Source organism: Stenotrophomonas sp. GD03777 (assembly GCF_029842485.1).
Lineage (GTDB): Bacteria > Pseudomonadota > Gammaproteobacteria > Xanthomonadales > Xanthomonadaceae > Stenotrophomonas > Stenotrophomonas sepilia.
In genome coordinates, this window is record NZ_JAOCGL010000030.1 from 1 (window position 1) to 16,482 (window position 16,482).

Consider the following 16,482-nt stretch of genomic DNA (forward strand, 5'->3'; position numbering starts at 1 on the left):
TGCGCGGGCTCAGTGGCCATCGCCATCGTGCACGCTGGGATATCTCGGGCGTAGAGAACCGGCTGCCGCTGTTCGACCAGGCCCGTGCCACTGCCGAAGCCCGCGTGCCCCTGCCACTGCCCAGCGCCTGGGAGGACATGCAGGCCGACTACCGCAGCACCGGCACCACCCTCGGCCGCCACCCGATCTCGTTCCTGCGCGCGCAGCTGCGCAGCCGCGGCTGCCTGGATGCCGCGCAGCTGGCCGGGCACGGCCATGGCCGCCGCGTGCGCATCGCCGGACTGGTGCGCATGCGCCAGCGCCCGCAGACCGCCAGTGGCGTTACCTTCCTCACCCTTGAAGACGAGACCGGGATGGTCAACGCCGTGGTCTGGCGCCACCTGGCCGACCGCCAGCACCGGGTGCTGGTCGACACCCAGCTGATGCAGATCGATGGCCGCCTGGAGCGCGTTGATGGCGTGCAGCATGTCATCGTGCAGCGCATGCACTGCCTGGATGAGCTGCTGCAGGGACTGCGCAGCCACAGCCGCGATTTCCACTGACGATACAGATCGTCACACAACGAACTGGCCTTTGCCCGCTGGCATCCGCTATCGTCGGCCTATCCAAGGAAGGACGACCCGATGCCCCGTGTGCTGCTGCTGACCACCCTGGTGGTATCGACCCTTGCCCTGCTCGTTTCCGGCTGGACCGCCTGGAGCCTGCATCGCAGCCAATCGCCTGAGCGGATCATCGAAGCGCGCGGCCTGGTCATCCACGATGGCACTGGCCAACCACGGCTGATCCTCGGTGCGCCGGTGCCGGACCCCCTCAGCAGGGGCCGCACCCAAGGACCGCGTGCAACCGCGCTGTCCGGCCTGATCCTGCTTGGCCCCGACGGTTCCGAGCGCGGCGGTTATGGCACCAGCGACCGCGGGGGCGAAGCCCTACTCACTCTGGACGATGCCACCGGCACCACCGAAGTCTTCAAGGTCGTCGCCAATCCGGACCGTGGCGCCAGCCTGATGGTCAAGCACCAGAACAATACCGGCGCCATGCTCACGTCCTGGCAGGGCAAGCCGGAGCTGATGTTCGTCGATGACAGTGGCCAGTCCTACTACGTGCGCCCCAACGCCAACGCCGCGCCCTGATCTGCTTCTAGCGTCGAGCATGGCTGGGCGCTATACCCCACACACCGCCGCCAGGTCATCGGCCAGCTGCCGCAGCTGCGCCGCCCCCAGCGCCGCGCAGGTGATGCGCAGGCCATGCGCTGGTGCAGCCACCGCAAACACTTCGCCAGCACGCACATGCCATCCGCGCGCAGCCAGCGCCAGCACCTGTGGATGGCTGTCGGCCGGCAACGGCAGCCACAGATTCAATCCCTCCATCGGCAACGGCGTCGGCACGCCACGCACGCGCAGCAGTTCCTGTAGCGACTGCAGGCGCTGCTGATACCGCTCGCCTGCCGAGGCGATCTTTGCCCGCTGCGGCGCCGATGCCAGCACCGAAGTGGCGGCATCCTGCAGCAGATGACTGACCCAACCGATGCCGGACGCCAACCGCAACCGCAACCGCATCGCGGTCTCGTCATCACAGGCCAGCCAGGCCAGGCGCAGGTCGGGGCCGAGCGGCTTGGACAGCGAACGCAGCAGCGCCCAGCGCCGGCCATCCAGCGGCAGTACCGAGTGGTAGGCCTGCTGCGAGAGCAGTGCGTAGTGGTCATCGATCAGCACCGCCACCTGCGGATAGGCCGCCAGCAGCTGGCGCAACGCCCGTGCCCGCTTCGCATCCAGGCTGGCCCCGGTCGGATTGTGCGCCCGTGGTGTCAACAGCACCGCGCGTGCACCGGCCTCCAGCGCCTGTCGCAGCGATTCGACCTGCATGCCATGCGCATCCATCGTCACCGGCAACGGCGCATGGCCGACGGCATTGAGCACATTGAGGCTACCGAGGAAGCATGGATCCTCCACCGCGATGCGATCGCCCGGCAGCAGCCATGCCGCCAACAGGCGCTCGATGCCATCGACCGCGCCATGGGTCAGCTCCAGCGCGTACCCCTCGGGGCAATCCGCATCCAGCGAGGCGCGTGCCAACGCCTGCAACCTCGGGTCGACCGTGCCCACGCCATACAACCGCGGTGCCGCCGCGGCCAGGCGCAGGCTGGGCAACAGGCGCGGATCCGGGTTGCCACCGGCCAGGTCCTGCAGCGCCAACCCCGGCGTACTGCCCTCGCGCGCCAGCATCGGCGGCAGGCCACGCACCACCGTGCCGCGCCGGCCTGCGGTGCTGGCCAGGCCGGCCGCGTCCAATCGCTTGTAGGCGGCGGCCACGGTGTTGCGATTGACCCCCAACTGATCGGCCAGATCGCGAACCGGCGGCAGCACGCTGCCGGCCGGCAGACGGCCTTTGCCGATGCCATCGCGGATGCTGTCGAAGATCGACTCGGCGCTATGCCCGGTGATTTTCATTTTGTCCTATGCCAAAATAATTCTTGTCCTGTGCCAGTGTATCCCACCCTGGCCGCCCTGCATTGGAGGTGCCCGCATGCCCCTTGCCGCCGCCGACTGGCCCGTCGCCCAGTCTGTTGAACAGATCGCCGCCAACCTGGTCACGGTGCGCCAACGCATCGCCGATGCGTGTGCCCGCGTCGGCCGGGACCCGGCCAGCGTGCGCCTGCTGCCGGTCAGCAAGACCGTCGATGACGCCCGCATCCGCATGGCGGTGGCCGCCGGTTGCCGCGAGCTGGGCGAGAACAAGGTGCAGGAGGCGCAACGCAAGGCCGAGACGATGGCCGATCTGGGCGTGCACTGGTCGGTGATCGGGCATCTGCAGACCAACAAGGCGCGCTACGTGGCGCGCTTCGCCAGCGAGTTCCAGGCGCTTGACAGCCTGCGCGTGGCCGAAGCGCTGCAGCAGCGCCTGCAGCTGGAAGACCGCACGCTGGATGTTTTCGTGCAGGTCAACACCTCCGCCGAACCCAGCAAGTACGGACTGGAACCCGCTGCCGTCGAGGCATTCGTGCAGCAGCTGCCAGTCTTCGACCGGCTACGCGTGCGTGGCCTGATGACTCTGGCCATCTTCACTCCCGAAGTCGAACGTGTGCGCGCGTGCTTCGTGCGCCTGCGCGAACTGCGCGAGCAGCTGCAGCGTACCGCCCCACCCGGCATCGACCTGTCGCAGCTGTCGATGGGCATGTCCGGCGACTTCGAAGTGGCCATCGAGGAAGGCGCCACCGTGGTCCGTGTCGGCCAGGCCATCTTCGGCGCACGCGCCACCCCGGACAGTTTCTACTGGCCCAGCAATGGAGCCCCGGCATGAAGCACGCGGTTGTCCTGCAACACGTTGCCTTCGAGGACCTTGGCACCCTGCAACCGTTGCTGCTGGCCCAGAGCTGGCAGCTGCAGGTGCTGCAGGCGGGTGTAGATGCACTCGATCCGGCCGAAGCGGCTGACCTGCTGGTGGTGCTGGGTGGCCCGATCAGCGTCAACGATGTTGATGTTTACCCGTTCCTCAACGATAGCATCGCGCTGTTGCAAGGGCGTTTGCAGCAGCAGCGGCCCACGCTGGGCATCTGCCTGGGCGCGCAGCTGATGGCACGTGCACTCGGTGCCGATGTCGCCGCCAGTGGTGGCAAGGAGATCGGCTTTGCGCCACTGCTGCTCACCGATGACGGTCAGCGCTCGCCACTGCAGGCCCTGCAGGGCATTCCGGTACTGCATTGGCATGGCGAGGCGTTCGAACTCCCAGCGGGTGCACGCCGCCTGGCCAGCACGCCGGCCTGCCGCCACCAGGCCTTTGCCATCGGTAACCATGCGTTGGCACTGCAATGCCATCCGGAGCTGGACGCGCGCCAGTTCGAGCGCTGGCTGATCGGTCACACCCTGGAACTGGCGCAGGCCGGCATCGATCCGAACGACCTGCGCACGCAGGCGCGTCGCTATGGCGCGCCACTGGCCGCGGCCGCCACCGCGATGTTCGACCATTGGCTGCAGGACCTGCCGGAGCTACCGCGATGAACTACCGATTGCAGATCCACCGCGATGGCGCCTACTGGGGCCACTTCGACTGCAGCGGCCCCGATGCCATGCAACGCATGGACGCCATCGCCGCACAGCTGCCTGCAGACCAGGGCTTCCAGCTGAAACGGCAGAAAGGCATCGGCGAAGAGCGCATCCTGTCCAGCAATGCCGATGGCCTGCGCGTACTGGCTTCGCAGATCCAGTACCGCGACCTCTGACGATCGTCACGGTAGTGCCGGTCGCTGGCCGGCACCTGACGGGCAACAGATTTGCCGGCCAGCGGCCGGCACTACCCCGGCTGTTCGCCCGCGTGCGAAGCTTCACCCATGCTGACCCTGCAACGCGGCAGCCACCACGGACTGCTCATCGCACCGCGCTGGCCCTCTACCCGCATCCAGCTGGAAGAAGAAGTGCTGCAACGTTTGCTCGACGCGCAGGCATTGCTGCCTGCCGGGCTGGGCCTGCTCGTCACGCGCGGCTTCGAACCCAGCCACAGCCGGCTCGGCGGCTTCCGTCGTGGCGTGCGTTGGCTCGGCATCGCGGTGTTCCGCGCCTGCTATCCGCAGCGCCATGATGAAGTCGATGCCATCTTCGGCGCCAACGGCCACGACATCGATGGCCGTCATATCGATGTCTCAGTGGTATTGCACGGCAAGCGGCTGCGGCTGCTGCCACTGGGCGTGTTCACCCCGCCGCGCTGGCAGCAGCGTCGCACCGCCCGCCATGCCGAAGCGATCGCCCGGGTGAAGCGCAGCCTCCAGCACTGCGGTTTCGAGCTGCATCACAACCCCACCGAAGCCCTGCAGATCCACTGCGACTTTCGTCCGCGCTGACCTCGCAGTCGGCCACGCATGCCGCGCCTCGCGCCCATGGATGCAAATGATTCTCTTTTGCTGTAAGGTGTAGCCGCTGCCCTTGCCGCCGCGGGCTGTTCCCTTTCCCAGTTGTCGCCCGCCCCGTGTCCACGCCTGTCGAACCGACGGATGTCGCGCAGCTGTGCGCGGCCCACTACCAGCCGCTGCACGCCCATGTCCGCCGTAAGCTCCCGCAACGCAGCGACGCCGATGATGTCGTCCAGGAGACCTGGCTGGGCGTCGTCAGAATCGCCGCCAGTGGCCTGCTGAGCAATGGCCGCGCCTACCTGTACCGCGTCGCCCACAACCTGAGCCGCGGCACCCGCGCTGCTGGTGGCCGGTCGCTGGCATGTACTGCGCGGTACTGGCATGCCGGGCTACCTGCCAGCGGGCACACCAGCGCTGGTGATCGCGCTCGCTTCAGTCGGTGCATCCGTCGATGCGACCGACGCCGACCTGCTATGGGTGCTGGACGATGAGTGAGCGCGGCCAACACTGGCAGGCGATCGCCATCAGCATCGGGCTTCACCTGTTGCCCCTGCTGCTGTTGGTGCACTGGGTGGCCGCGCCGCCATTGCTGCCGCCGCCCGAGCAGGACGTGCGCATCAGCCTGCGCCTGCTGGCACCGGCGACGCCGCCGCAGCCAGTGGAAGAACGCCAGGCCGACACCCCCAGCCAGGCGCAGCAGGCGCGCGCATCCCAACCCACGAAGTCGCCCCCTCCACCGAAGCCCACCGCCGCACGCGAGGGCGAAGTGGCCGCCAGCGAACGCAGTGGCGCTGGCCGGCAAGCCCTGCCGGTCGCCCCGCCTGCGGCCGCGACCGATGCAAGTCCCGCACCGGCATCGATCACGGCCGCGCCGCCCGCTCCCGACGCCCCACCGGCGGACTTCCAGGCCGGCGCCGCCAGCGACCAGTGGGAAGCCCGCCTGATGGCGCGGCTGGAGCGCTATCGCTACTACCCTGCTGCGGCCCGCTCACGGCGCCAGCAGGGCACTGCCTGGGTCAGGGCCAGCATCGATCGCCAGGGACGCCTGCTGGCCCTGCGGTTGGAGCAGTCCAGTGGCCAGCCGATGCTTGACGGCGCCGCACTGCAGACCTTCCGCCGCGCGCAGCCGCTGCCGCCCATTCCCGATGAACTGAAGGCACCACAGGAACTGGTGGTGCCGGTGGAGTACTACCTGCGCTAGGCGTTGTGGAACTGTGCTGCAGTCTGCAACCTCAACCCAGGTTCAGGTCAAACACATCCGGCGCAACAGAGCAGTCCGCCGTGTGCAACGATCGCAGCGTGCTGTATCGCCGGGCCCATGCCCGGCTGCTCCATGCGAACGGCAGCCGAGCATGGGCTCGGCTCTACAGGGGAACAGAACCTGGCCGGGCGAGGCCCCGGCGCGAAAGAGGCAGGGCTACGTCCACGCCGGATCCGCAGTGAAATCGATGGTCAACCAGAACGTGCTGCCCCGCGCATCCAGCCGCACGGCGATCTCATCGCGCATCGCATCGACCTCGCCCACCGAGCCCAATGGCGTACCGGGGTCTGCCAGCACATGGATCTCGATGAAGCGCATCCGCCCCATCTTCGCCACGTGGCTGGTGAAACCGGCATAGCCACGCTCGGACACGAATGCCTGCATTACCTGCTGCACGCGCCGGTCCAGGTCATCCGGCGCCACCTGCAGCACTTCGCGCATGGCCTTCCATGCACTGCGCGCCGGCACTGGCAGTACCGCCAGGCTGATCAACGCCAGCACGATCGAATCCAGGTACGGGACCCAGTGGTGCCACTTGCCGCCATGCAGGACAAGGGCCAGCACGAAGGCCAGCACCACCGCCAGGCTCATCAATCCACCCAGCAGCCAGCCTCTTACATCCAGCCACAACAACGCCGAGCGCAGGCGCCGCGCACGCTGCGCGACGAACGTCGCCATTGCCAGGTTGCTGGCACTCAGCAGCGCCGCCCACCACAGCGCGGGCCCGAATTTCACTTCGTGCCCGCCCGTGGTCAAGCCGATGACCGCGTTGGCCAGCGCGTACACGCAGGCCAGCGACAGGATCACCCCGCCGAGTGCCTCGACCATCGGCTCCAGATGCCAATAGCCGTACTGGAAGCGCGGGCTCTGCTCCCGCGCCACCAGCCGCAGTACCGACAACGACACCAGGGTCAAGGCAACGTCGACCAGGCTGTACACGCCGTCGAACAGGATGGCCTGCGATCCCACCAGCAGGCCACCGATGAAGCCGACCGCGCTCACCGCGATGGTCACCCCGATGGAGAATTTCAGGATGCGTTGCTCGCGCGCGGTATCCATCGCTCGCCGAAGGGCCGACCGTCGCCGGTCAGGCCTTCAGCACCTCCACCCTGTACGAGGTCACATCGCCATCGTGCTCGATGATGAGCCCGTGCACATCCGACTCGAAGCCCGGGAAGCGCGCATTCTGTTCACGGGCAATACGCAGTGACTGGATGATCGGTTCGTCGCTGTCGCCGAATCGCTCGCCCGGCATGATGGTCGGAATGCCCGGCGGATACGGCACCAGCATGGTCGCCGCGACGCGACCACTGAGCTGCTCGATGTCGACCCGCTCGATCTCGCCCTTCACCAGGTGGTTGTAGGCATCGGCCGGGGTCATCACCGGCGTCGGCAGATCCACGTACATCTCGCGCATCACCTTGGCGACCTCGAATTCCTGGTTGAACGCGTGCAATGCATCGCACAGGTCACGCAGTCCCCAGCCAGCGTAGGCAATCGGATAGTCCGCCGCCAGCGTCGGCAATGCCTGGCTCAACGGCGCGTTGCAGTCGTACAGCTCCTTGAAGGCCATCAGCTCGGTGACCAGCGTGCTCCACTTGCCCTTGGTGATGCCCATCGAGAACAGGAACAGCACCGAATACAGGTTGGTCTTCTCCACAGTGATGCCGCGGCCCCACAGGAACTTGCTCAGCACCGCCGCCGGAATGCCCAGCTTGCCCATGCTGCCGTCCATCGCCAGGCCCGGGGTCAGCAGGGTCACTTTGATCGGGTCGATCAGCACGTAGTCATCGACCAGATTCTCGAAGCCATGCCAGTGCGCATCCGGCTGCAGGTACCACTCCTCGCGCTTGGCCACCAGCGGAGCCGGCGTATCGCCCTTGTCCAGGCTGCGCTCGACCTTGGTCGGCTGCCAGACACTGAACCACCAATCGTCGCGCCCGAGGTCGTCACGCACGTGCAGCATCGCGCGGCGGAAGGCGATTGCCTCGTCATGCATTTCCTGCACCAGCGAACGGCCGGCCTCGCCCTCCATCATCTTCGAGGCCACGTCACAGGCCGCGATCACCCCATAATGCGGGCTGGTCGAGGTGTGCATCATGAACGACTCGTTGAAGCGCTCGGCATCCAGGTCGCGCTGCGCCGAGTTGCGTACGTGGATCATCGACGCCTGCGAGAACGCGGCCAGCAACTTGTGGGTGGAATGTGTGGTGAAGATGATCGCATCCTGCTCGCGCGGCTTGCCCTTGGCCATGCCGTAGTGGTTCTCATAGAACGGATGGAACGCGGCGTAGGCGTACCAGGCTTCGTCGAAGTGCAGGAAGTCGACCGCGCTGCCGATTTCGTCGGCGATCTTCTCGGCGTTGTAGCACAGGCCGTCGTAGGTCGAGTTGGTCACCACCGCAATGCGCGGCTTGGAACCGGCCTTGTAGGCCTGGCTGGCCAGCGGGTTGGCGGCGATGCGCTGCTGCAGCGATTCCGGTGTGAACTGATCCAGGCTGATCGGGCCGATGATGCCGTGTGCGTTGCGGCTTGGGGTGAAGTACACCGGCACCGCGCCGGTCATGATCAGCGCGTGCAGCAGCGACTTGTGGCAGTTGCGGTCGACGAACACCACGTCGCCGCGGGCCACCGTGCCATGCCAGACGATCTTGTTGGCGGTGGAGGTGCCATTGGTGACGAAGAAGGTATGGTCGGCACCGAAGTTGCGCGCCGCCTCTTCCTCGGCATCCTTGATCGGGCCGGTGTGATCCAGCAGTGAGCCCAGCTCCGGCACCGAGATCGACAGATCGCTGCGCAGGGTGTTCTCGCCGTAGAACTGGTGGAACGCACGGCCGACCGGCGACTTGGTGAATGCCACGCCGCCTGCATGGCCCGGCGTATGCCAGGAGTAGTTCGACTCTGCCGCATGATGGATCAGCGCCTTGAAGAACGGCGGCAAGAGATTCTTCATGTAGTCTTCGGCCGCGCGCATCACCTGCCGCGAGATGAAGCTCTTGGTGTCTTCAAACAGGAAGATGAAGCCGTGGATGTACTTGAGCAGCTTGCTCGGCACCTTTTCGATGGTGCGGCGCTCGCCGTACAGGAACACCGGCAGGTTGGCGCGGCGCGCACTCTGCTCGCGCAGGAAGGCGGTGAGGCGTTGGAACTCGCCATCCACCTCTTCGCTGCCATCGATCGAGATCAGCACCGCCGAGGCCGCCACGTAGGTACGGGCTCCGGCACGCGCATCATCCAGGTTCAGCCCGCACAGCACCCGCTGGTCGTTGCTGCGCAGCTCTTCCACCAGGGCGCGGATCAGGATGCCGCCGATGCGCGGCGACTCGTAGTCGTTGTCGATGACAATGACCGGGTAGTCCAGGGACTTGAAGTACACGTTGATTCTCCTTGTCGAACTCAGGAACGCTGGGCGCCGGCGCTGATGGCCGATGCCTCGCGGGCGCGCTGCCGCTGCTGACGGCGCTCCTCGCTGAAGAAGGGATAGAACACGGTGATGAACAGCACGAACAGGAAGGCGTACTGCACGATGGTTCCCGACGAGCCGTAGATCGCCCACAGGCAGTACACGACGGTCAGGCTGGTGAGGGTCCAGAACGCACCGGTATGGACCAGGGTGTGCGAACGCTCGACCACGAAGTAGCAGGCCACGCACGAGTAGATGTAGGGCAGCAGGGTCAGCACCACGGCCGCCGACGTGATCACGTCGAACTGGGCCGACGCGGTTTCCGAGGTGGACGTCACCAGCACCGCCAGGGTCATCAGCACCGCCACGATCAGCACGCCCTTGACCGGCACGTCGTCCTTGTTGGTCTTGCTGAAGATGCTCGGGAACAGGCCATCATCCGAGGCCGCCTTGGCACTCTGCGCGGTCAGCAGGATCCAGCCGCCCAGCGAACCGGCGGCGCCGATGAAGGCGCACAGGCTGACCAGCGCGCCGCCCCAGCCGCCGACCGCCTTGGCCGCCGCCAGCGCGAACGGCGCGTCGGAGGTCTGCAGCTCGCCATTGGGCACCATGCCCATGATCACTGAGGAACTGGCGATGTAGGCGATGGCAGCCAGGAACACACCGGCCAGAGTGGCACGGGCCACGTTCTTCTCCGGGTTCTCGACCACGCCAGCCGTGACCGAAGCCGATTCGACACCGATGAAAGCCCACAGGGTCAGTGCCGCGGCACTGGAGATCGCACCGAAGTTGGACTCACCGGACACGTTGTAGGCGCCCTTGAAAATGTCGGCATCGAAGAAGAACCAGCCGAAAATGGCGATGCCCAGGATCGGCACCAGCGCGAAACTGGTGGTGACCGTCTGCACACGGCTGACGAAGGCCGGGCCGATCACGTTGGCAAAGCTCAGCGCCCACACCAGGATCAGCACCGCGATGCAGCGCACCAGCGGCTCGGACAGGATCGGGAAGAAGTAGCTGAAGTAGCCCACCGCGGCGATCGGTATGGCAACGTTGCCGATCCAGTTGGCGAACCAGTAGATGGTATTGGTCTGGAAGCCCATGTAAGGCCCGAACCAGTCACGCGCATAGGCATACGGACCGCCCGCCTTCGGCGCCAGCTTGCCCAGCTTGGCGAATACGAAGGCCAGCAACAGCGCACCGGCCGTGGTGATCAGCCAGCCCCAGATCGATGCGGTACCGATCTTGGCCAGGCTGGACGGCAACAGGAACACGCCTGAGCCCATCATGTTGCCGGCGACGAGGAAGGTGGCTCCGACCACCCCGATTTTCTTTGCTTCTGCCATGACAATCTCCTGTACTGGCATGAGCCCGGTGCGGCCGGGCGTGGGGACGGTTGCGCTGGCGTAACGCCGCTGGCGCTTACTTGATGAAGTTGTATTGCAGGCTGCCCTGCACCCGGACCGTGTCGCCGCGCGCGCCGCCCTGCTGTTCCAGGCGGCCGTACAGCAGCTCCATGCCCATCGTCCACGACGGCGCCGGGCTCCAGATCAGGTTGAACACGCCGTATCGGCTCTGCCGGAAGGCGTCGGCAGCGAGTGCCGCGTTCCGCTCCAGGGTCAGCTGGCCGAAGATCAGGTTCGAACGCCATAGCTCGGACCAGTAATGCGTGTAGCCGACGAAGCCGCCGTGCAGGTCCAGCGCGTCGAGACGGCCATCGGCACCGACCACCGCGTCCAGCCCGGAGCCGGTCAGGTCCGCGGTGTAGCGGCTGAGGCCGCGCCCGCCGAGCGCGCCGAACAGCAACAGATCGCGCTCGCCTACCGATGCCGAGCCACTGAACTGCAGGCCGCCGGCCATGCGCCGGTCGCGCTCGCCCTCACCGTCATAGGCCAGGCTGCGCGCCACCGCGCCCAGCTGAAGATGGCCCCAGTCACGCTCCATGCGTGCGGTCACGGTCACATCCGGCAGCCGGTTCACTGCGGCCCGTTCATCACTGGCACCGGCCAGTTCGGTCTTGGGGTCTTCGGCGGCCAGCGTCAGGGTGTTGCCCTTGCCCATCGCGAAGCTGTGGTGGATGCCGGCCACCAGCAGATAGCCGGCGCCGCCGGGACCGGCGAAGTCGAGCGTGTCGGGCAGGCTGTCCGGGTCCATGAAACTGGAGTAACCGTAGCCGGCATAGGTATTGCCAAGCTGGCCATACGCGTGGCGCAGGCGGAACGCGTAGCCATCGCTGCTGCCGAAGAAATCATTCTCCAGGTAGAAGCGCAGGTTGCCGTGCGTGGTCGGGCGCCGCGCCTCGAAGCTGAAGCGGGTCTGCTTGGCGTGGATGTTGAAATTGGAAACATCGCGATGGCTGCCGCCCACCGGCATCGACGAAGGGATGAACTGATCCTCGTCACCGGCCGCACGCGAATCTGCAATCGCATCGAGCTTGGCATAGCCGCCAATGCGGATCACCGTGTCAGTACCTGGAATGGCAAAGAAGCCCTTCAGATCCGGGTCGGTCGGCCCAGCAGCGCTGTCGGGACGCGAGGCCGCCGTTGAGGGATCGGCCACCGATTCGCGCTGCGGCAGCACCGGTTGCGCCACACCCGGCACCTGGGTGGGATGCAGCAGGTTGGCGCTGCTGCCAGGTGGTGTCACCGGCGCCGCTACCTGCGCAGCGGCCGCGACAGCGCCCTCGCGTTGTTCGAGCTGATCCAGGCGCTTCTGCATGCCCTCCAGTGCCTGCCGCATGGCAGCGATTTCCTGGCGCAATGCGTGCGCATCCTCCTGGCCATTCTGCTGCGCATATGCTGGCGTGACCGCCAGCGCGGTCAGGCAGGCCAGACTCAGTACCGCAAAGCGCATTGCATCCTCCCTGGACGAACATTCGCAGCGCACTGACGGCGCGCGCGCAGGCGCAGCTCCGACGTTGCGTTGCCGTTGCTGGAAATGCGGGTACTGCGTCGACGACACCGGCCAGCCTGCGCGTGGCAGGCAACAGGACGATGACACTGCCCCGCCCGTACCGATATCGACGCCATCAGGGCCGCACTGCCGGAGAGGTGGCGACCGCAGCAGTCTGGGTAACAACCAAGGAGTGAGAACGTCGTGAATGGCTGTGCCGACTGCCCCGGTTCAGGGCGTGTCAGGCGCGGCATCCCTGGCGCGTTGACGCTGTATTCCATGCGTCACAGGCTAGTCCGCCTGTCGTTTTTGGCCTTGATTGGAATCAAGGCGCGATGCTTGATGTCAGTCACGATTCAGACGTGACGACGAACAGGTGGTGCGCAGCCTGCATCACCCGCACAAGTGACGAAACGCAACAGGCCCGCATGCTGCCATGCGGGCCTGTGGTGTCGCATCACGACATGGGTGCCGATCAGCGTGGGCCCAGCACCGTCTGCAGGTCAGCGCCCTGTGGCAGGCCGGCGCGACGCTGCACCTGGCCCTGTGCATCCTGGAACAGGATGCCCGGCGTGCCCTGGAAGCCCATTTCAATCATCAGCACCTGGTTGGCGTCGAGCTTGGCGGCGATCTCGCGGCTGATGCTCGGCAGGGCCTTGATGCCACCACGGTCGAACTGGTGTTCGTTTTCCAGCAAGGCCGCACTCGGGTCACGCGCAGACAGGATGGCCGCAGCCTTGGCCGGGCTGTCCTCGCGAATCACGCCGACCATGATGTGGCGCAACTGCACCTTGCCGGCGTCGACCCACGGACGCGCTGCTTCCCAGAACTTGTGGCAGTACGGGCAGTTGGCATCACTGAAGGTATAGACCACGCGCGGCGCATCGGCCTTGCCGTCACGCACCCAGGCACTGGCCTCCAGCTTGGTCCACATCCTGGCCGACATCGGTGCTGAAACCAGCTTCTCCACCGCCTCGGCGGCCACGTCGTTGCCCTCGGCATCGAACAGGCTGCCTACCAGCACATGCTTGCCGTCGGCGGTGACATAGGCTGCGGCCGGTTGCTGCCCACCCACCACGCCAGCGAATCCACGCAGGCCACCCGGTGCATCGAACTCGGCAACGACTTCAAAACCGTGCTTCTCGATGCCTTTCAGCACTGCGGGGCGCTCGCCCTTGGCCGCTGGGGCCTGAGCGCTCGCTGCCGGCGCTGCCGTTGCCTTGCCTGGCGGGGTCTGGGCCTGACTGCAGGCGGCCAATGCCAGCATGACCGGCAGCAACAGCACCGCCGAAGCGATGCGCAGGGAAGTCGACAACATGGGAACTCCGTAGTGAGATGCCCGCGCAGGCTACCGCAGCCGGCGCAGTTTGTGTTCAAGACCCGCCGCCGTCAGTTCGCCAAGGTGCAGTTCACGCAGGCGGCCTTCGGCGTCGAAGAACAGCGTCGATGGATAGGCCTGTACACCCAGCACGGTTGACGCCGAGGCGGTATCGTCCAGCAATACATTGCCCAGCCGGAGCTGTTCGGATGCGATGAAACCCTTCACTTCGTCCAGGGTTTCTCCCTGGTTGAGGAACACGAACTGCACGTCAGTGTGGGTCTGCTGTGCGGATGCCAGTACCGGCATCTCGCGACGGCAGGGACCACACCAGCTGGCCCAGAGATTCAGCACCACCGGTTTGCCACGGAATTGCTGCAGGTCGATCCTGCGCCCCTGCAGATCGGCCACCTGTACCGCCGGCAGCGGCATCCGCTGCTCCTGCCATGTTGCCAGCAGGTGGCTGCCCGCCGCCCACAGCACCACACCCACCAGCGCCCCCGCCAACACCGGCGCACGTAACGCGCGCCACAACCGCAGCCGCCAGGTGCCCCACGCCAAGCCCGCAACCAGCACGACTGCAAGGTGATACCCACCGTCGGCGATCTGCAGGATGCTCCAGGGGGCCTCACGGTAGAGCGCGAAGTTCAAGACCACGAAGCTGATGCGTCCACACAGCAGGCCGATCAGCAACATGTCCAGGACCAGGCTGGCCCCGGAAGGCACTGCCATCCCGTCCTTCGGCCGCGGCCACAGGTGTGCCACCGCCATGGCCAGCAGCACGCACATCAGGATCAGCACCACCGGCATCGGCACCGGTCCAACACTCGACATCAACCCACCTGTCCCATCATCTCGTTGCCTGCATGGTCAAAGCGTCGCGCCCAGGTTGCAAGTGCGACGCCCAACGCCGGCTTCAGGCCGCGCTGCGCGGCATCTGCATGCCAGGCGCCGGTTGCAGCCCGCGCAGGCTGCCCGCCACCGACGACAACAGCGGCCGTTCGCGCCGTTTGTTGTTGACCTGCCGGCGATAGTTGGCCGGCGTCATTCCGACAATGCGCAGGAACAGGCGGCGGAATGCGCTCTGGTCTGCATAGCCCACGCCCCAGGCCACTTCATCGATACCCGCCCCCTGCTGCAGCAATGTCTGCGCCTTGGCGATACGCAACCGCTGGCAATACTCGATCGGACGCAGGCCGGTGGCCTTCAGGAAGCGCCGCTGCAGAGTCCGTGGCTCCAGTCCGGAAACCTCGCAGATCGCTCCGAGCGTGGCCCCACGCGCAGCGGTGGTATGCAGCCAGCGTTGCGCCTTCAGTACGTCGCGATCGCCGTGGGCGAAGTTGGCACTGAAACGCTCCAGATCCTGCTGGATCGCCGCGGGCACCGTGATCCCCAACTGCTGCGCCACGGAACTCGCTACGCCCTGGCCGTGCAGCCGGTACAGCAGCCGCAGGGCGAGGAAGCGCCAGGCCTGGGAACCGGCCACTGTCAGCAGATCACCGTCGTCGACCAGCGCGCGCTCACTGGGCACCCAGCTGGCCGACTGCCCCTGCAGGCCCGGATGGCGCCCGAGGTCCGGCCCACTGACGGTGCGCCCGGCAAGCAGACCCGCGCGTGCCAGCATGCTGACACCATCGCTGGCAGCTGCCAGCAGACTGCCGCCATCGTAATGCGCGCGCAGCCAATCCAGCAGGACCTCATCGGCGCGCAGGCAGACGCCTTGACTGATCTGGCCAGGCACGGCGATCACGGCGGGAATGTCCGCCTCGAGCATCTCCGCGCCGGCAATGCGATGCACGCCGGTCTGGCTGGCTGGCACGACCCAGCGGGTCACCAGGACACGCTTGAACGGGCGACGCTGCTGCTGGGCAAGCCGGTTGGCGACGTGTGCCATTTCGGTCAGCACTGAGGCCGCCGACGGGTCCCCTCCCGGGTACTCGACCACCGCGACCTCTACGAATCCCTCGTTCCTGAATCCTTCCACAGAGCATCTCCTCGGTTCGTTGCAGGCCATCCAGCGGCCGGTTCAGGCGCAGGGTAGGAACTGCCACGACGGCGGGGCTATGAAGAAAGTTGCAAAGTGCGCTGAATGCGCCGTCAGCGACGGGAGCTTGACCCTGGACCTGACTCCAGGCTTCAGAATGACCGGCAGCATCCGCAGGAATCCGCCATGAACATTGGTCAACTGGCGCGCCAGGCCGGCGTACCGATCGATACCGTGCGCTACTACGAGCGCCTGCAGTTGCTGCCCACCGCGGCACGCTCGGCCGGGGGCTACCGCATCTTCGGTGAGCAGGACCTGCGCCGGCTGCGCTTCATCCGCCGCGCCAAGACGCTGGGCTTCAGCCTGGAACAAATCGCCGAACTGCTGGCACTCAGTGATCGCCACCCGCAGGACATGGGCAGCGTGCGCGACGCGGCACAGGCCCGCCTACAGGACATCGCGCAGCGCATGGCTGAACTGCAACGCATGCACAGCGCGCTCTCGCAGCTGGTCGACGCCTGCCCCGGCCACGGCACCCTGGATCAGTGCCCGATCCTGGCGGCGCTGACCGACGGCGCCGACTGAGTACCTGCGATCGTCGCCCCCCTCGCAACGCACGTGAAGAAAAGTGCAACAAATGCTTGCCAACCCTCTGGGGCAAGGCTATTATTTCGCTCCTCAGCGACGTGGGGCCATAGCTCAGCTGGGAGAGCGCCTGCATGGCATGCAGGAGGTCAGCGGTTCGATCCCGCTTGGCTCCACCAATCTTTCGGCATTAGGCCGT

At 66.4% G+C, this 16,482-nt stretch carries 17 protein-coding genes, 1 tRNA gene and 1 pseudogene; 11 read left to right on the forward strand and 8 right to left on the reverse strand.

The genetic code is table 11. The features are described 5' to 3' along the window. Both N5E02_RS08890 and N5E02_RS08895 read left to right on the forward strand, forming a co-directional pair. Positions 1–542, forward strand: a 542-nt coding sequence (locus N5E02_RS08890; protein WP_279946189.1) for an OB-fold nucleic acid binding domain-containing protein, incomplete at its 5' end; no start/stop codon positions are given. A gap of 81 nt (positions 543–623) precedes the next feature. Then, a complete protein-coding gene (locus N5E02_RS08895) occupies positions 624–1,130 on the forward strand; it encodes a hypothetical protein (RefSeq protein ID WP_005417089.1) in 507 nt (168 codons plus the stop codon). A 30-nt stretch (positions 1,131–1,160) separates the two neighbouring features. Here N5E02_RS08895 and ptsJ read toward each other — a convergent pair whose 3' ends face one another. Next, entirely contained in the window at positions 1,161–2,447 is a 1,287-nt protein-coding gene (ptsJ, locus tag N5E02_RS08900; protein ID WP_053499651.1) for a transcriptional regulator PtsJ, read from the reverse strand. 76 nt (positions 2,448–2,523) lie between these two features. Here ptsJ and N5E02_RS08905 point away from each other — a divergent pair, with 76 nt between their 5' ends. The 7 genes and pseudogenes from N5E02_RS08905 to N5E02_RS08935 all read left to right on the forward strand — a co-directional run bounded on the left by N5E02_RS08905 (position 2,524) and on the right by N5E02_RS08935 (position 6,041). Then, entirely contained in the window at positions 2,524–3,297 is a 774-nt protein-coding gene (locus N5E02_RS08905) for a YggS family pyridoxal phosphate-dependent enzyme (RefSeq protein WP_065185754.1), read from the forward strand. Beyond that, positions 3,294–3,995 (forward strand): glutamine amidotransferase, encoded by a 702-nt coding sequence (locus tag N5E02_RS08910; protein ID WP_005417093.1) that lies wholly within the window; start codon positions 3,294–3,296, stop codon positions 3,993–3,995. The genes N5E02_RS08905 and N5E02_RS08910 overlap by 4 nt, the downstream gene beginning before the upstream one ends. Continuing rightward, positions 3,992–4,216 carry a hypothetical protein gene (locus N5E02_RS08915; RefSeq protein WP_005417095.1) on the forward strand — a complete coding sequence of 75 codons (225 nt, stop codon included), beginning with the start codon at positions 3,992–3,994 and terminating at the stop codon, positions 4,214–4,216. Before N5E02_RS08910 ends, N5E02_RS08915 begins: the two co-directional genes overlap by 4 nt. 108 nt (positions 4,217–4,324) lie before the next feature. Then, the gene (locus N5E02_RS08920) at positions 4,325–4,831 is read left to right on the forward strand and encodes a hypothetical protein (protein WP_005417100.1); all 507 of its coding nucleotides are present in this window, start codon (positions 4,325–4,327) and stop codon (positions 4,829–4,831) included. Positions 4,832–4,956: 125 nt separating this feature from the next. Then, positions 4,957–5,163, forward strand: a pseudogene (locus N5E02_RS08925) (sigma factor); the annotation flags it as partial. Between the two features lie 22 nt (positions 5,164–5,185). Continuing rightward, on the forward strand, positions 5,186–5,335 hold the full coding sequence (locus N5E02_RS08930; protein WP_164093399.1) for a hypothetical protein: 150 nt from the start codon (positions 5,186–5,188) through the stop codon (positions 5,333–5,335). Next, a complete protein-coding gene (locus tag N5E02_RS08935) occupies positions 5,328–6,041 on the forward strand; it encodes an energy transducer TonB (RefSeq protein ID WP_005417103.1) in 714 nt (237 codons plus the stop codon). Before N5E02_RS08930 ends, N5E02_RS08935 begins: the two co-directional genes overlap by 8 nt. A gap of 216 nt (positions 6,042–6,257) precedes the next feature. Here the strand turns inward: N5E02_RS08935 and N5E02_RS08940 are convergent, their stop codons facing one another. The 7 genes from N5E02_RS08940 to N5E02_RS08970 all read right to left on the reverse strand — a co-directional run bounded on the left by N5E02_RS08940 (position 6,258) and on the right by N5E02_RS08970 (position 15,698). Then, a complete protein-coding gene (locus N5E02_RS08940) occupies positions 6,258–7,160 on the reverse strand; it encodes a cation diffusion facilitator family transporter (protein WP_065178510.1) in 903 nt (300 codons plus the stop codon). A gap of 28 nt (positions 7,161–7,188) precedes the next feature. Further along, complete coding sequence (locus tag N5E02_RS08945) at positions 7,189–9,477, reverse strand: Orn/Lys/Arg decarboxylase N-terminal domain-containing protein (RefSeq protein ID WP_053499657.1); 2,289 nt, start codon at positions 9,475–9,477, stop codon at positions 7,189–7,191. Positions 9,478–9,497: 20 nt separating this feature from the next. Beyond that, the gene (gene adiC / locus N5E02_RS08950) at positions 9,498–10,850 is read right to left on the reverse strand and encodes an arginine/agmatine antiporter (RefSeq protein ID WP_005410068.1); all 1,353 of its coding nucleotides are present in this window, start codon (positions 10,848–10,850) and stop codon (positions 9,498–9,500) included. A 76-nt stretch (positions 10,851–10,926) separates the two neighbouring features. Then, positions 10,927–12,357 carry a DcaP family trimeric outer membrane transporter gene (locus N5E02_RS08955; RefSeq protein WP_065196105.1) on the reverse strand — a complete coding sequence of 477 codons (1,431 nt, stop codon included), beginning with the start codon at positions 12,355–12,357 and terminating at the stop codon, positions 10,927–10,929. A 514-nt stretch (positions 12,358–12,871) separates the two neighbouring features. After that, on the reverse strand, positions 12,872–13,714 hold the full coding sequence (dsbG, locus tag N5E02_RS08960; RefSeq protein WP_065178513.1) for a thiol:disulfide interchange protein DsbG: 843 nt from the start codon (positions 13,712–13,714) through the stop codon (positions 12,872–12,874). A gap of 30 nt (positions 13,715–13,744) precedes the next feature. After that, complete coding sequence (locus N5E02_RS08965) at positions 13,745–14,548, reverse strand: redoxin family protein (RefSeq protein WP_279946190.1); 804 nt, start codon at positions 14,546–14,548, stop codon at positions 13,745–13,747. Between the two features lie 82 nt (positions 14,549–14,630). Further along, the gene (locus tag N5E02_RS08970) at positions 14,631–15,698 is read right to left on the reverse strand and encodes a helix-turn-helix domain-containing protein (protein ID WP_005417111.1); all 1,068 of its coding nucleotides are present in this window, start codon (positions 15,696–15,698) and stop codon (positions 14,631–14,633) included. A gap of 186 nt (positions 15,699–15,884) precedes the next feature. Here N5E02_RS08970 and N5E02_RS08975 point away from each other — a divergent pair, with 186 nt between their 5' ends. Both N5E02_RS08975 and N5E02_RS08980 read left to right on the forward strand, forming a co-directional pair. Continuing rightward, entirely contained in the window at positions 15,885–16,283 is a 399-nt protein-coding gene (locus N5E02_RS08975) for a heavy metal-responsive transcriptional regulator (protein WP_279946191.1), read from the forward strand. 103 nt (positions 16,284–16,386) lie between these two features. After that, positions 16,387–16,462, forward strand: a tRNA-Ala gene (locus tag N5E02_RS08980). Positions 16,463–16,482: the final 20 nt, after the last annotated feature.

Coding starts and splice junctions, on each gene's coding strand:
- N5E02_RS08895 (WP_005417089.1), top strand. CDS start 624: ATGCCCCGTGTGCTGCTGCTGACCACCCTGGTGGTATCGACCCTTGCC.
- ptsJ (WP_053499651.1), bottom strand. CDS start 2,447: ATGAAAATCACCGGGCATAGCGCCGAGTCGATCTTCGACAGCATCCGC.
- N5E02_RS08905 (WP_065185754.1), top strand. CDS start 2,524: ATGCCCCTTGCCGCCGCCGACTGGCCCGTCGCCCAGTCTGTTGAACAG.
- N5E02_RS08910 (WP_005417093.1), top strand. CDS start 3,294: ATGAAGCACGCGGTTGTCCTGCAACACGTTGCCTTCGAGGACCTTGGC.
- N5E02_RS08915 (WP_005417095.1), top strand. CDS start 3,992: ATGAACTACCGATTGCAGATCCACCGCGATGGCGCCTACTGGGGCCAC.
- N5E02_RS08920 (WP_005417100.1), top strand. CDS start 4,325: ATGCTGACCCTGCAACGCGGCAGCCACCACGGACTGCTCATCGCACCG.
- N5E02_RS08935 (WP_005417103.1), top strand. CDS start 5,328: ATGAGTGAGCGCGGCCAACACTGGCAGGCGATCGCCATCAGCATCGGG.
- N5E02_RS08940 (WP_065178510.1), bottom strand. CDS start 7,160: ATGGATACCGCGCGCGAGCAACGCATCCTGAAATTCTCCATCGGGGTG.
- adiC (WP_005410068.1), bottom strand. CDS start 10,850: ATGGCAGAAGCAAAGAAAATCGGGGTGGTCGGAGCCACCTTCCTCGTC.
- N5E02_RS08955 (WP_065196105.1), bottom strand. CDS start 12,357: ATGCGCTTTGCGGTACTGAGTCTGGCCTGCCTGACCGCGCTGGCGGTC.
- dsbG (WP_065178513.1), bottom strand. CDS start 13,714: ATGTTGTCGACTTCCCTGCGCATCGCTTCGGCGGTGCTGTTGCTGCCG.
- N5E02_RS08965 (WP_279946190.1), bottom strand. CDS start 14,548: ATGTCGAGTGTTGGACCGGTGCCGATGCCGGTGGTGCTGATCCTGATG.
- N5E02_RS08975 (WP_279946191.1), top strand. CDS start 15,885: ATGAACATTGGTCAACTGGCGCGCCAGGCCGGCGTACCGATCGATACC.